Raw genomic sequence first — 14,524 nt, forward strand, 5'->3', positions numbered from 1 at the left:
ATCGGTGAACATAATGAGAATGGTAGATATCATCATCAAAAAACAGAACGGTAAAGAACTCACCACAGAAGAAATTCAATTTTTCGTGAACGGCTATACAGATGGAAGCATTCCTGATTATCAGGCAAGCGCGCTTGCCATGGCGATTTTCTTCCAGGATATGAGTGACCGTGAACGTGCAGACTTGACGATGGCTATGGTGAATTCCGGTGAAACGATTGATCTTTCTGCCATTGAAGGAATTAAAGTCGACAAACACTCTACCGGCGGCGTCGGCGACACGACAACACTCGTTCTCGCCCCGCTTGTTGCGGCTCTTGACGTGCCCGTTGCCAAAATGTCCGGCCGCGGCCTCGGACATACGGGCGGGACGATTGATAAATTAGAGGCGATCGACGGCTTTCACGTGGAACTGACGAAGGATGAATTTATTAAGCTCGTGAACCGTGACAAGGTCGCTGTCATCGGCCAAAGCGGCAACTTGACGCCGGCTGATAAAAAACTGTACGCGCTTCGTGATGTAACGGGAACGGTCAATTCCATCCCGCTGATCGCAAGCTCGATTATGAGCAAAAAAATCGCTGCCGGGGCGGATGCGATCGTGCTTGACGTAAAAACGGGAGCGGGCGCCTTCATGAAGACGGAAGAAGACGCGGCTGAACTCGCCAAAGCGATGGTGCGCATCGGAAATAATGTCGGCCGCCAAACAATGGCTGTTATTTCTGATATGTCCCAGCCGCTCGGCTTTGCGATCGGAAATGCGCTTGAAGTCAAAGAAGCGATCGACACGCTCAAAGGTGAGGGACCTGAGGATCTTCATGAGCTTGTCTTAACGCTCGGAAGCCAAATGGTTGTGCTTGCGAAAAAAGCCAATACTTTGGACGAGGCGAGAGCGAAGCTGGAAGAAGTCATGAAAAACGGCAAGGCACTTGAGAAATTCAAGGACTTCCTGAAAAACCAAGGCGGCGACAGCTCGATTGTTGACGATCCGTCTAAGCTTCCGCAAGCTGCATATCAAATTGATGTGCCTGCCAAAGAAGCGGGTGTCGTCTCCGAAATCGTCGCGGACGAAATCGGCGTCGCAGCGATGCTGTTAGGGGCCGGACGCGCCACAAAAGAAGACGAAATCGATTTAGCCGTCGGCATCATGCTCCGCAAAAAGGTCGGCGACAAGGTAGAAAAAGGCGAACCGCTCGTGACGCTTTATGCCAACCGCGAAAACGTCGATGAAGTCATCGCGAAAGTCTATGACAACATCCGCATCGCAGCGGAAGCGAAGGCGCCGAAGCTGATTCATACGTTAATTACAGAATAAAAATAACAGCACATCCCATCCTGATTGGGGTGTGCTGTTTTAATTAAAGGATATGATCGATCGGATATTCCTCTTGGCTGATTTTTTTTGTTTTCTCAAACTTTCTTTTGAAATAGAAGATGAGATAGCAAAGGATGATACAAGGAATTCCGCAGAATAGTGCGATTCTTTGATTGGGATCAAAAGCAAGACCGATACAAGAAGCTGAGCATAATAAAAGAGCGGCTATAGGCATCAGAGGGTAAAGCGGTGTGCGAAATGTCAGATCTTTTACATTTCCTCCTTTTTTAAGAAATCTCTTGCGAAACAAGAGTTGGGACAGCGCAATGCTCATCCAGACCACGACTCCTGCAAATCCAGCAATCGCTACCATCACCACATATACAGTTCCAGGCGCCACGATACTGGAAACGAGAGATAAACAGGATACGGCCATACTGATCATTAAGGCATTTAAGGGAATGCCTTTAGATGTGACTTTCTTAAAACGGGAGCTGATCATGTTTTCATTTGCTAACGACCACATCATGCGGGTTGAAGCATATAGGCCTGAATTGGCGACGGACAGCAAGGCTGTTAATATCACGAAATTCATAATATCTGCGGCGTAAGGGATTCCGATCTCTGCAAATACGGCTACAAACGGGCTTTCAATCACGCCTGCTTCCTTCCACGAAATTAACCCGGATAATACGAACACAGCGCCAATGAAAAAAATGACTGTCCTCCATGCGACATTACGGATGGATCGCGGAATATCCTTTTGAGGATTTGCTGATTCTCCTGCTGTGACTCCGATTAATTCTGTTCCGGAAAAGGCAAAGCTCACAGATATCATGGCGATAAATACGGCGAGAAAGCCATTTGGAAACAATCCTCCATGATCTGTGAAATTTGACAACATAGGAGCATCAGCCGTCCCGTTTAAAGAGATCAGGCCAAACATGGCGGCTCCTCCTAAAATGATAAATAAAATGATCGTGACAATCTTCACGCTGGAAAACCAAAATTCGGTTTCCGCAAATAACTTAACTGAAAATGCGTTGCATACGAAAAGGAGAACTGCAAAAATCGCACTCCACATCCATACGCTGCTGTCAGGAAACCAGCGCTGCATGAGAATACCGGATGCGGTAAACTCAGAACCTACCGTCACCACCCAATTTACCCAGTACATGATGCCGACCATAAAACCGGTTGATGGCCCGATGAATGTTGTGGCGTATTTTTGAAAGGAACCGGTCACTGGCATGGCGACCGACAATTCACCGAGACATTGCATGACGAGGTACATCATCAACCCGCCGATTAAATAAGCGAGTATCGTACCGCCGGGTCCGGCTTGGTTTAGCGTATAACCCGTGCTGAGGAAAAGCCCTGTCCCTATGACGCCTCCCAATGAGATCATAAATAAGTGCCTGCTTTTCATCGTGCGTTTTAGCTGTTGACCGCTGTTCTCCTGAAGATTCACCGTCTCGCCCTCCTTTTAGCTGCCGTTCATTAGGCAGATGAGTTTCTCGTGCCCAAAATACAACCTGCCAGAAGATCACTAGAATTGGGAGCGTTTCATTCCTTTTAATGCGTGTAACAGAACATGAGCTGCGGCTCTGCTTGTCATATCCCGAAAGTCGAGGGTAGGATCAACTTCAACGATTTCAATCCCGGCAACATTGGATTGCTGTGCGATGTAATTGACTGCTTCGAGCAATTCATCTGTATAGAGGCCGCCCGGGCCAATCGCTGGACAGCCGGGTGCATGGGACTGGTCTAAGACATCCATATCAACGGAAATAAAAATGGAGTCTGCTTTTGTTTGAACGGCAGGAAGAATCTCTTTTATCGTCGGGATTAATCCTTTTTCACGAATCATGCCCATCGTGTGAATGTTCACGTTATGTTTTTTTACATATGTTTCATATGCCAGGCTGTTGCTGAATTCTCTGATCCCCAGCTGAATCAAATGTTGTCCTTCAATAATTTTCTCATCCAAAAGGCGGCGGAAGGGAGTGCCGTTTGTCGGCCCCCCGTCCTCCGTATTCCGAACATCGTGATGGGCATCAAATTGAATCACTGCTGTCGTTCCTTTCGTTTGCGTGATCGCTTTTATGGTGGAGTAGCTGATCGAGTTATCTCCCCCCAGTATGAGCGGCACCCAATCTGGATGATCCGACAGCAGAGCATGCATGGTATAGAAGATTTGCTGATGTGACTTTACAATATCAGTTACGTGAATATCGATATCCCCCAGGTCGTAAAGAAAATCTGATACGACATGTCCGCCAAGCTCAGCAGAATAGGCCGATGAATGTTTCAGTGCCTGGCGGATAGTTCCGGGGGCAAAGGAAGCGCCGGAATGACTGATGGAGGATTTTGATAGGGGGACACCTATCAATGCCGGCCCCTTAATGCCTTGGCCGTCCCATTTTGCTATCAGATCGCCCATTTTTGTTACATCCCGGTCTTTAAACGAAGAACCTGCCTCTCTGAGAAAAGGGTATTTATCCAAGAATGGCTCCCTCCCTGTTGACTACAATTGTTCCGTTTTTCATGACTTGATGTACATGATTGACGCCGTAGTGATACGGAATATACATATAATTCGAGGCTTGCCAAATGACAAGATCAGCTGATCGGCCGGCTTTAAGCTGACCGGCTTCTTCTCCTTTTCCTATGGCATGTGCGGCATTGACTGTGACCGCATGCCATATTTCTTCTGCAGTCATTTTCAGATGAAGTGCGGCAATGGACATGATCAGCTGGATATTTTCAGTCGGCGAGCTGCCAGGATTAAAGTCCGTTGCCAAGCTGACACATACACCCTCATCAATCATGTCTCTTGCCCTGGCGTATGTGCTTTTGCCAAGATAAAATGTCGTGCCCGGCAAGAGGACGGCGATCGTTCCAGACTCAGCTAATTTCTTTATGCCTTCGTCTGAGGCGCCTACCAAATGGTCGGCTGAGACAGCCTTTAGCTCTCCCGCTAATTCAGCTCCTCCAAGCGGATCGATTTCATCTGCGTGTATTTTTAACCCGAAGCCAGCCTCAGCCGCTTTTCTTAAATAGCGGCGGGATTGACTGACGGTAAAAACGCCTGTTTCTGTAAAAATATCTGCATAGCTGGCGAGCTCATTCTCTTTGATTTCCGGCAAAAGGTTAAGCATTTGATCCAGAAATTCATCTGGATTGTGTTGATATTCGGGAGGAATCGCATGGGCTCCCATAAACGTGGAGACAAGGTCAACAGGCTGGCTTTCATGCAGTTTTTTTGCGACACGCAATTGTTTCAGCTCTGTTTCTTTTTCCAAGCCATAGCCGCTTTTCACTTCAGCCGTGGTTGTGCCGTAGGACAGCATTCTTTGTAGATGAAAATGGCCTTTTTGCAGCAGCTCTTCCTCTGAAGCTGCCCTGGTGTGTTTGACAGTAGACAGAATCCCGCCGCCCTGCGCGAGAATGTCTAAATAAGAGATGCCCTGGAGTTTAAGATTCATCTCCTTTTCCCGAGATCCGCCAAATACAAGATGGGTATGCGGATCGACGAGACCCGGCGTTACAAGCCGTCCCGAGCAATCAATGATTTCGTCTGCCTCGTAACCGGCTTCAGCCCCTTTTTTTCCGGCGAACACAATTTTCTGTTCATGGATGCCGACAACAGCGTCTTCGATCACATGAAGATCCTGCATGCTTTTGCCTGCACGGGGGCCGCTGCTTTCCATCGTTAAAAGCTGACCGATGTTAGTGAGAATCGTATCAATTTGTTTCGGCATGTCATCACTCCTTTATTTTTGCATCGGCACGATAATGTCCTGTTTTTTCGCTACTTCAACTGCACGTTCATAACCCGCATCGGCATGGCGGATAATGCCCATCCCCGGGTCGCTCGTTAAGACCCTGGCGAGCCGCTCGTCAGCCAGCTCACTTCCATCGGCAACTGCGACCATACCGGCATGCAGGGAATAGCCCATTCCGACGCCGCCGCCATGGTGGAAGGAAACCCAACTTGCACCCGCGGCCGTGTTGACAAGCGCATTGAGCACAGCCCAATCGCCGACAGCGTCACTTCCATCCTTCATCGCTTCTGTTTCCCGGTTTGGAGAGGCGACAGACCCGCAGTCTAAATGATCTCTCCCGATAACGACAGGCGCTTTTAGCTCCCCGTTTCTGACCAACTCGTTAATGGCAAGGCCCATTTTTTTCCGTTCTCCGTATCCAAGCCAGCAAATACGGGACGGCAAGCCTTGGAACGTGACTTTTTCCTGTGCCATATCGATCCAGCGGTGAAGGGCTTTATTGGCTGGGAACAGTTCTTTTAATAAAGCATCCGTACGGTAAATATCTGCCGGATCACCGGAAAGCGCCGCCCAGCGGAACGGTCCTTTTCCTTCACAGAATAAAGGGCGGATGTAGGCAGGGACAAACCCCGGAAAATCGAAGGCATTCTCCAGGCCTTCGTCTTTTGCGACTTGCCGGATATTGTTGCCATAGTCAAATACAACAGAGCCCTTTTGTTGAAATGCCAGCATGGCTTCCACATGTTTTTTCATGCTTTGCTTCGCAAGGCGTACGTAAAGGTCTGGATTGTCTTGGCGCAAACGATCAGCTTCCTCAAGTGAATAGCCCTCGGGAACATAACCGATTAATGGGTCATGGGCGGACGTCTGATCCGTCACAATATCGATTTTGACGCCTCGGTTCAAAAGTGTGTGGTGAACCTCAGCCGCGTTTCCGAGAAGAGCAATGGATAGAGGTTTTCCTGCCAGCTTTGCCTCTTCAGCCCACGCTAAGGCTTCCTCAATCGAGGCTGTTTTTCGATCGCAGTATTTTGTTTCGATCCGCTTGTCGATACGTTTCTCATCTACCTCGGCGGCAATGACGACCCCTTCATTCATCGTGACAGAGAGCGGTTGGGCGCCTCCCATTCCGCCGAGACCGGCTGTCAGCGTCAATGTTCCTTTTAAGCTTCCACCGAAGTGCTGTCTCGCAAGCTCAGCGAAAGTTTCATAGGTTCCTTGCAATATGCCCTGTGAGCCAATGTAAATCCAGCTGCCTGCCGTCATCTGTCCGTACATCATTAACCCTTTTTTCTCAAGTTCGTGGAAATGCTCCCAGTTCGCCCACTTCGGAACAAGAACAGAATTTGCTAAAAGCACGCGCGGTGCCTGCGGGTGAGTACGGAACATGCCAACGGGCTTACCGGATTGCACGAGCAATGTCTCATCATTTTTCAGTGTTTTCAAAGAATGCTCAATGGCGTGAAAAGCGTCCCAATCCCGTGCGGCTTTGCCAATCCCGCCATATACGATGAGGTCCTCCGGCTTCTCGGCGACTTCCGGATCAAGGTTGTTTCGAAGCATTCGAAGCACCGCCTCTTGTTCCCATCCTAAGCATTCAAGCTCTGTTCCCTTGTTGGCACGGATTGATTTTTTTACATGAGTCATATGTTCATCCCCCTCAGTTCTTCATTCTGATAATCAGGTAATAAAGATTCCTTCTTGAGCCAGTCAGTCAAGCGTTCAATGTCATAGGAAAAAACACGGTCCTGCTGAATGGACGGCACGACTTTTCTCATTTCTTGAAAAAGCTGTTTGGTATAGGACGCTGCATGTTCTATGCCTCTGTATTCAACCGCCTGCAATGCGCAAATCGCTTCGATCGCAATGACTCTTCTTGTATTCGCGATCACCTGATAAGCATGCCGCGCAGCGATGGTTCCCATGCTGACATGGTCTTCTTGGTTGGCGGATGACGGAATAGAATCCACACTCGCAGGGTGGGCCAGTGTTTTATTTTCAGAAACGAGTGAGGCCGCGGCATACTGCATGATCATTGCACCGGATTGCAGACCGGGATGAGGGCTTAGGAACGGCGGCAGGTCATTCAGCTGCGGATTCACAAGGCGTTCGATCCTGCGTTCTGCGATATTCGCAAGCTCTGAAATTGTGATTTTTAAAAAATCCATGGCAAAGGCGATCGGCTGTCCGTGAAAGTTTCCGCCAGAAATGACTTTGTCACCATCATTGAAAATGAGAGGGTTGTCCGTAGCTGCATTCATTTCTATTTCTAATTTTTCTTTGACATAGCCTAATGTCTGCCAAGTCGCACCGTGTACTTGCGGAATACAGCGCAATGAATAGGCATCCTGGACCCGCAGTTCTCCCTGAGAGGTTGTCAGGCTGCTGTCAGACAGATAGAAGCGAATTCGTTCTGCGACATCGATCTGCTCCTGATAGCCGCGGGCTGCGTGAATATCCTCGTCAAACGCATCTATAATTCCTCTCAGCCCTTCAATCGTTAAGCTGGCAATGCGTTCGGTTTGATAGGCTAGTTTTTCTGCTTCAATGTATGCGACCACACCCATAGCAGTCATGGCCTGAGTCCCGTTAATCAAGGCAAGCCCTTCCTTGGATGTTAGCGATACCGGCTGAATACCGGCTTTTTTCAAGCCCGTCATTGCCGGCATTCTCTCCCCCTCAAAAAAGACTTCTCCTTCCCCGATCAGCGCAAGCGCCAGATGGGAAAGCGGCGCCAGATCCCCGCTTGCGCCAAGTGATCCCTGCTGTGGAATGACAGGATGGACGCGTTTATTTAAAAAAGCAAGCAATTGTTCAATCAGCTCCGCACGCACACCGGAAAAACCTTTTAACAGCGCATTGGCTCGCAAAAGCAGCATGGCCCGAGAAACACACTCAGGAAAAGGATCGCCGACACCGCAGGCATGTGAAAGGATTAAATTCAGCTGCAGCGCCGCCGAGTCTTCTTTCTGAATCAGGACATCACTGAATTTGCCAAATCCGGTGGTGATGCCGTATATTGTCTTTTCTTCGTGAACAATCCGCTCCACTGCCGCTCTGCTTTTTTTCACGCGCTCCATACTTTCCTCGGAAGCCGCTGCCTCTTCAAAATCAAATAGCACACGAGCAACGTCCACTGTTGTCAATGAAGAACCGTCTAAAGTCACCATAAGCCCAACTCCTTTTTCTTTACTTTGGTAAAGCACCCATACAAAAAGGGGCTATGCTGTGAAAATTTGATTTCACGCATAGCCCCCTATCGTCTAAGATCTATGGGCTGTTTCATATGTGATTGATTCCAACGCCGAATGTCTCGTGCTCAAGACCTTTAATCGGCGCCCCGATTGTTCCGTAAAGCGAGACAGCAATCCAATCGCCCTCCGCTTCACTTTCATAAGGATTTCCTCTCAAAACGGCAAACCTCAGGCCAACCGTCCGAAGCAGCGATCCAAGCAGCATTTCACCTCTGGTCACGCCATGCAAAGCCTCCATCGTCGCATGATAAAGCGCATGTGACTCGCGATAGCCCTCAGATTGAATGACACCGCTCTTTTTGGAAGCGGTTTCAATTGCGGCTACTACTTTATGCGCGTCCATTGATCCTACCTTGCCGAGACAGACTTTCCATCCATCTCGCTCCAGCTCCCCGACCTGTGTGCTTTCTTCCGCTTCATTCAGCAGCAGAAGAACAGACAGCCGGCCGATCCGGCGCTCTTTGTGCAGTGTCATATGAATCACTCAATTCCTAAAAATTCTGATAACTATTAACTGAGTATTATATTAATTGGTTCAGCAGCAGAAGTCAAAAGGTTTTTTACAGTCTTTAACAAGTTAGATTGCTATTGTAATAGCGTGACAGAGAAAGCAGGACGGGTTTTCTTTCAGCACATTGCACACAGTAGCCAGACAGGAGTGCGGGCGGCGGCTGTCGTACTCTAGATATGAGTTTACTAAGTCACATTTTTCACAAGGTATTTTCTCACGAGCCAGCCGAATGACATCCTGCACTGCCAAGCCAACTGACACAGATGTTGACGAGCAGTCAGGCATGATCTTAAAAAACGCCGACAACGAAATGGCTGTCATAATAATGAGGGTGAAAATGGCTTCACAGTCGACGACTTTACGAGACCGGAGCGAGCAGTTATTACGTGTACGCGAATGGAAAAACAGAAGTGATGAAAGAAGGAGAAACAGCAAAAAAGTTGAACTATGAAGTAGAGGATATGCAAGCAGCAGTTCTGCGCAAAACAGACAGACATCAGTCTGACAATGTCAGAGAACAGTGGGGTATTACCTACCCTTTTGAATATGAAAACATCCGCCCTTCATAGCGGGCCGGTGTTTCTTCATAGAGAAATGTAAGCGCTTAAAAATTTAATAAAAAAGTGAGGCGAATTGTTTAGATGTTCAACCGATTGTTCCGTGTATGTTTTCTGGCAGCCCTTATCATTGCCTTCACCCTGCCAAACTCCGTCTATGCGCAAAAAGCAGAAAAACCAGTATTTAAAGAGGTCAGCGTCCATGATCCTTCCATCATTGAGACAAACGGCACCTTTTATGTTTTTGGATCTCATCTCGCTTCAGCACAAACGAATGACCTCATGCAATGGCAGCAGCTGACCACCAGCGTAAGCAACAATAATCCTCTGATTCCCAATGTCTATGAAGAATTAAAAGATACCTTCGAATGGGCGCAATCCGATACCCTTTGGGCGGCTGACGTCACACAGCTGGCGGACGGCAAATACTACATGTATTACAACGCCTGCCGCGGTGATTCGCCAAGATCCGCCATGGGCGTTGCCGTCGCTGATAACATCGAAGGCCCGTACAAAAACAAAGGCATCTTTTTGAAATCAGGCATGGAAGGCACAAGTAGCGATGGAACACCGTATGACGCAACCAAACACCCGAATGTCGTTGACCCGCATACCTTCTTTGATAAAGACGGCAAGCTGTGGATGGTGTACGGATCATACTCAGGCGGCATTTTCATTCTTGAAATGAATCCGAAAACGGGCTTCCCGCTTCCTGGGCAAGGATACGGTAAAAAACTGCTCGGCGGCAACCACAGCAGAATCGAAGGCCCGTATGTTCTCTACAATCCAGACACCCAATACTACTACTTATATCTGTCATTCGGCGGCCTTGATGCAACAGGCGGCTACAACATCCGTGTCGCCCGCTCCAAGAAACCGGACGGCCCTTACTATGACGCAGAAGGCAACCCGATGCTTGACGTCCGCGGCAAAGAAGGCACATTCTTCGACGACCCTTCGATCGAACCGTACGGCGTCAAACTCATGGGCAGCTATTCATTTGAAACAGAAAATGAAAAAGGAACCGGCTACGTCTCACCAGGCCACAACTCCGCATACTATGACGAAAAAACCGGACGCTCCTATTTAATCTTCCACACCCGCTTCCCGGGAAGAGGTGAAGAACACGAAGTCAGAGTCCACCAAATGTTCATGAACAAGGACGGCTGGCCGGTAGCAGCGCCATATCGTTACGCAGGTGAAACACTGAAAGAAGTAAAGCAAAAAGAAATCACTGGAACATACAAACTCATCCAGCACGGAAAAGACATCTCGGCTGACATCAAAAAAACCATCAACATCAAACTCAACAAAAACCACACCATTTCCGGGGAAATGACCGGAACATGGAAGAAAACCGGAAAAAATACAGCTGAACTTACGTTAGCAGGCAAGAAGTATAATGGCGTATTTTTACGCCAGTGGGATTCGGTAAGAGAGAAGAACGTGATGACGTTTAGTGTGTTGAATGGCAGCGGTGAGGCTGTATGGGGATCTAAATAAGATGGAGAAGGCGCCTTCGTAGGAAGGCGTTTTTTATGATCTTTATTGACTATAAGAAATGGTTGAGCGAGAGAAAAAAACAGAAGTGATAGTGAGGTTAAAGACCTAAACAAAAAGTCCCTCTTATGATTATTCTCTCTCTTATAAAGTCATGAAATCGAATTTTTAGCTATTAAGAACCGGGATAACATTCCTAAAGACAAACCTTTTTACCTATTTATCCAATATGACCCATCATGTAATATGAAAATAGTCTGTATTGTCAAGAATTGACACAGTTTGATAGAAACACGAGGTGTTGCGGCATGCATAGTGAAATGTTGTTACATTCGGTAAAAGCCGATTTACATGAAAAGCAGGAACAGATCCATCAATTAAAACGAGTGCTGCACGAAATCAGGCAAATCAAACACGATTTTTCTGAGGCACAGCATCTCATTCATCGGCCTCATCTTAACCGGGAGGCATGGAGAGGAACACATGCTGAGCGGTTTGAAGATATTCGTGAAGAAATGAACAAAGCATATCGTCAAATCAAAAGCGAACAGGTCAGCGGAATCATCGAAAGCATAGAAGGAAAAATCCATTCATTAGAGGGCGATGTCTATTCTATAAGACGCCAAATCACGAGAATAGAGCATGAAATAGAGAAGGAAAAACATAAAAAGTGAGGTGAGCACAAATGGCCCAGGAAATTAAAATGGTGTATGGCACAGTAAAGCAAGGGCTTTCTCAGCTCAAGAATACAGCTGAACTCAAATCCTCCTTGCCCGGCCATATCTCAGGAAGAAACCATTTGAATGTTGTAAAGTCCATCGAGCAATTAAATGAGGACATCAAAGAGCTCACTGAAGCATATGCGTCCGTTCTGGCCAAACATATCGCACAAACGGAAAGCGCAGTAAATGCCATGAAGGAAACAGACGAAAACATATCATCTTCCATGAAATAAAGCGCGGGAGGACAAGGGATTGAAAACATTAGATGTCCACGCTCTTCACGAGGGCATTCAGCATACGATTGAGAAACTGGACAAGCAAAAACAGCAGCTGGAGAAGCTGGAAAAAAGCGTTGAGCATCTGGCAGGCATGCAGGATGCGCTAAAAGGAAAAGGCGGAGATGCCATCCGGACCTTCTACGAAGAGTGCCACAAGCCTTTTCTCCTTTTCTTTGGCATGTTTATCGAAGAATACAAAAAAGTGTTGAAACAAACACAGCATGCGATTTCCTCTGTAGAATCTGACTCCCACGGCATGATCGCAGAGGCTTTTCTCTCACACGACGCGAGACACGGGGTCAAGCATGCACGAGAAGTGACAGAGCAGCTCACAGACGCAGTCAATCGCCAGACATCGGCCATCGACCACATCGTCAGCCTGCCGACAGTCAATGATTCTTTTTTCCGAATGGAAACAGAACAGGCTGAGCGGCTGATTACAGACACCCTGCATAAGCTCTTTCAATTTGACGGCCAGCAAACCCAAGCACTAGAAACCGCAAAATCAGATTTTCAAACGATGAAAAAGTACATGGACCAGCTGCAAACGATGTACACAGGGCCGAAAATTGAAATTACGGGCTATAAAAGCGGCTCCATCTTGAAATCACAGGAAGAAGAAAAGATCAACCAAACCTTTGGTGCGATTAACTCGCAAATGAAGCAGCCTGATGATTCACCGATGGAGATGATGCTGAAGAAATTAGCCGAGAAAGAAAAGTCTAAAGTCGATTCAGTTGTCAAAACGAATCATTCTAAAAAGGTAAATAAAAATATCATCGTTATCAATGGTAAAGTGTATAATACGAGTGAACATAGAGAACATATAAAAACTGATTTCTCAAACGCAGAGGTTAAGCAAGTTGTTTATAATGATACACTTTACAATGTATATATATCAGGTAATGACATGAAGCTTGAACCTGTCGTCTCGCTTTCGGACATTAAAGTGGATGAGAGCGGATATGTGAAAATTTTAGAGACAGCTGTAGAGTTTTCAGGTATAAATGATCTGTTTAGAGCTGCTACAGGCAGAGATCCTATAACAGGAGAAAAAGTCTCGAGTAAAGATCGGATTGTTGCAACTGTTCACGCGGTACCAATTTCGAAAATAGCTAAGTTAGAAAAGTTAATAAATATTAATAAACTTATTGATGATGGAAAAAAGGCAAAGAAGACTACGAAAGCTAAAAACGTTGCTAAAGATAAAGGTGAAATTGCGAATGATGTAAGTGGATCTGCTAATAAAATTAATTCTGATTTAATAAAAAAGTATGCTAGGGATATAGAACAACGCACAGGTAGAGAATTACCTAAAAATCAAATAGAAAAATTAAAGGAAGCATTAAGAAATAAAGAATATAAAAAAATGTCACCAATTGAGACTGCAAAACACAGGACTAAATTTGATAAAGTGAAAAATAAAGTAATAAAAGAATGGGAAGAAAATACTGGACAAAAATGGCCTGTTTATAAGGAGAATGTTGTATCTGAAAAAACAGGTAAAATTATTAGAAAAAAAGGGGATAAGTATGATGCTCACCATATAATTGAGAATACTTTTGGTGGTGAACATGAGTGGTGGAATATGCATCCAGCAAAATTTCCTAATGAGCATCAAGCTGGGATTCATGGTACAGGCTCACCAGCAAATGAATTGTTTAAGGGAGGCAAAAAAAAATGAGCTATGATTTTATAAAAGCAAACAAAGAAAATGATTTTTATCCAGTGAATCAGAGTGAAATTGAAGAGATTGAAAAAAATTTAAATTTAAAATTACCTAACGAATTAGTGAATTTTTATTTAGAAGTGGGCTATGGGTTTATTAAAGGCTCAGAGTTCAATACTAATCGAATTATGGATCCTTATTCAGTAAGAGACTTTCGATTAAGAATAAATGATTTCGAATTTTATCCTGATATAGAAATATATGATGAGTTTGAGAATGATAAATTAATATTTTTTGAAGGTAGTGAATCGGCATTAATGTCAATTGAATTAAATGATAATAATGAAAATCCGATTTACTATTATGATATTCAAATTGCAACTTCTCTTACCGAGTTTTTAAGAAAAATAGAAGAGAATGATCAGTATTATCTTGATTTATTAGATGATGAATAATTTATATATTTAGCATAAAATGAAATATCTATATAGGATATTAATCCTATTATCTTCGATGATGCTTTACAAGAGTTATTAGCAGAGGAAAGTAAAGAATATTTGGAGTATGCAATTGTTTTTTTAACGGATTTTCTTGAAAGTGAACACTCAGATAATGAGAAAAATAAGTACATTCAATCTTGTGCAGATGGCGTGTATTTTCCTGCGTTTAATTTAGAACCAATTGAATGGCTAAAAACTGTAATAGTACAAATAAAGAAGTCTTTAAATAAAATTTAAACGATGACGATTCTTAACCTTGATTGGAAAAATGCCTTTCAAGGTTTTTTAATTACAATAATTTTTTATTGAAGTTAATAATAAGTTTAAATCTTTATAATAGAACCGATACTCCTAGTCAAAACCAAAAATGAAAGCGTTGACATCCCATAAATCTAGTGCTAAAGTATACCTACAAACAAATAAAACGACC

At 45.3% G+C, this 14,524-nt stretch carries 12 protein-coding genes and 2 pseudogenes; 8 read left to right on the forward strand and 6 right to left on the reverse strand.

Annotated elements, in window-relative coordinates:
- Positions 1 to 13: 13 nt before the first annotated feature.
- Complete coding sequence (locus KHQ79_RS13205) at positions 14 to 1,315, forward strand: pyrimidine-nucleoside phosphorylase (RefSeq protein WP_060399867.1); 1,302 nt, start codon at positions 14 to 16, stop codon at positions 1,313 to 1,315.
- Positions 1,316 to 1,358: 43 nt separating this feature from the next.
- Here KHQ79_RS13205 and KHQ79_RS13210 read toward each other — a convergent pair whose 3' ends face one another.
- The 6 genes from KHQ79_RS13210 to hutP all read right to left on the reverse strand — a co-directional run bounded on the left by KHQ79_RS13210 (position 1,359) and on the right by hutP (position 8,832).
- Positions 1,359 to 2,786, reverse strand: a complete 1,428-nt coding sequence (locus KHQ79_RS13210) for an amino acid permease (RefSeq protein ID WP_003236315.1) — start codon at positions 2,784 to 2,786, stop codon at positions 1,359 to 1,361.
- A 78-nt stretch (positions 2,787 to 2,864) separates the two neighbouring features.
- A complete protein-coding gene (gene hutG / locus KHQ79_RS13215; RefSeq protein ID WP_003236314.1) occupies positions 2,865 to 3,821 on the reverse strand; it encodes a formimidoylglutamase in 957 nt (318 codons plus the stop codon).
- A complete protein-coding gene (gene hutI / locus KHQ79_RS13220; RefSeq protein WP_003236313.1) occupies positions 3,814 to 5,079 on the reverse strand; it encodes an imidazolonepropionase in 1,266 nt (421 codons plus the stop codon). The genes hutG and hutI overlap by 8 nt, the downstream gene beginning before the upstream one ends.
- 12 nt (positions 5,080 to 5,091) lie before the next feature.
- Complete coding sequence (gene hutU, locus KHQ79_RS13225; RefSeq protein ID WP_225515522.1) at positions 5,092 to 6,750, reverse strand: urocanate hydratase; 1,659 nt, start codon at positions 6,748 to 6,750, stop codon at positions 5,092 to 5,094.
- A complete protein-coding gene (gene hutH / locus KHQ79_RS13230; RefSeq protein WP_225515524.1) occupies positions 6,747 to 8,273 on the reverse strand; it encodes a histidine ammonia-lyase in 1,527 nt (508 codons plus the stop codon). Before hutH ends, hutU begins: the two co-directional genes overlap by 4 nt.
- A 112-nt stretch (positions 8,274 to 8,385) precedes the next feature.
- Positions 8,386 to 8,832, reverse strand: coding sequence for a histidine utilization transcription antiterminator HutP (gene hutP / locus KHQ79_RS13235; RefSeq protein ID WP_003236310.1), 447 nt, complete (start codon positions 8,830 to 8,832; stop codon positions 8,386 to 8,388).
- A 373-nt stretch (positions 8,833 to 9,205) separates the two neighbouring features.
- On the opposite strand from hutP, the pseudogene KHQ79_RS13240 reads away from it, so the two are divergent.
- The 7 genes and pseudogenes from KHQ79_RS13240 to KHQ79_RS13270 all read left to right on the forward strand — a co-directional run.
- A pseudogene (locus KHQ79_RS13240) lies at positions 9,206 to 9,373 on the forward strand (hypothetical protein).
- 136 nt (positions 9,374 to 9,509) lie between these two features.
- Positions 9,510 to 10,928 (forward strand): arabinan endo-1,5-alpha-L-arabinosidase AbnB, encoded by a 1,419-nt coding sequence (gene abnB / locus KHQ79_RS13245; protein WP_225515527.1) that lies wholly within the window; start codon positions 9,510 to 9,512, stop codon positions 10,926 to 10,928.
- Positions 10,929 to 11,233: 305 nt separating this feature from the next.
- Entirely contained in the window at positions 11,234 to 11,599 is a 366-nt protein-coding gene (locus KHQ79_RS13250; protein WP_225515529.1) for a YwqH-like family protein, read from the forward strand.
- Positions 11,600 to 11,610: 11 nt separating this feature from the next.
- Complete coding sequence (locus KHQ79_RS13255) at positions 11,611 to 11,880, forward strand: YwqI/YxiC family protein (protein ID WP_225515531.1); 270 nt, start codon at positions 11,611 to 11,613, stop codon at positions 11,878 to 11,880.
- A 19-nt stretch (positions 11,881 to 11,899) separates the two neighbouring features.
- The gene (locus KHQ79_RS13260; protein WP_225515533.1) at positions 11,900 to 13,609 is read left to right on the forward strand and encodes a T7SS effector LXG polymorphic toxin; all 1,710 of its coding nucleotides are present in this window, start codon (positions 11,900 to 11,902) and stop codon (positions 13,607 to 13,609) included.
- Entirely contained in the window at positions 13,606 to 14,049 is a 444-nt protein-coding gene (yxxD, locus tag KHQ79_RS13265; protein ID WP_133485396.1) for a type II toxin-antitoxin system antitoxin YxxD, read from the forward strand. Before KHQ79_RS13260 ends, yxxD begins: the two co-directional genes overlap by 4 nt.
- A gap of 57 nt (positions 14,050 to 14,106) precedes the next feature.
- Positions 14,107 to 14,331 (forward strand): annotated as a pseudogene (locus KHQ79_RS13270) (hypothetical protein); the annotation flags it as partial.
- Positions 14,332 to 14,524 lie beyond the last annotated feature (193 nt).

The sequence above is a fragment of the Bacillus sp. TSO22 genome, from assembly GCF_020223595.1.
Lineage (GTDB): Bacteria > Bacillota > Bacilli > Bacillales > Bacillaceae > Bacillus > Bacillus inaquosorum.

Coding starts and splice junctions, on each gene's coding strand:
- KHQ79_RS13255 (WP_225515531.1), top strand. CDS start 11,611: ATGGCCCAGGAAATTAAAATGGTGTATGGCACAGTAAAGCAAGGGCTT.
- KHQ79_RS13250 (WP_225515529.1), top strand. CDS start 11,234: ATGCATAGTGAAATGTTGTTACATTCGGTAAAAGCCGATTTACATGAA.
- KHQ79_RS13205 (WP_060399867.1), top strand. CDS start 14: ATGAGAATGGTAGATATCATCATCAAAAAACAGAACGGTAAAGAACTC.
- hutH (WP_225515524.1), bottom strand. CDS start 8,273: ATGGTGACTTTAGACGGTTCTTCATTGACAACAGTGGACGTTGCTCGT.
- abnB (WP_225515527.1), top strand. CDS start 9,510: ATGTTCAACCGATTGTTCCGTGTATGTTTTCTGGCAGCCCTTATCATT.
- hutI (WP_003236313.1), bottom strand. CDS start 5,079: ATGCCGAAACAAATTGATACGATTCTCACTAACATCGGTCAGCTTTTA.
- hutP (WP_003236310.1), bottom strand. CDS start 8,832: ATGACACTGCACAAAGAGCGCCGGATCGGCCGGCTGTCTGTTCTTCTG.
- yxxD (WP_133485396.1), top strand. CDS start 13,606: ATGAGCTATGATTTTATAAAAGCAAACAAAGAAAATGATTTTTATCCA.
- hutU (WP_225515522.1), bottom strand. CDS start 6,750: ATGACTCATGTAAAAAAATCAATCCGTGCCAACAAGGGAACAGAGCTT.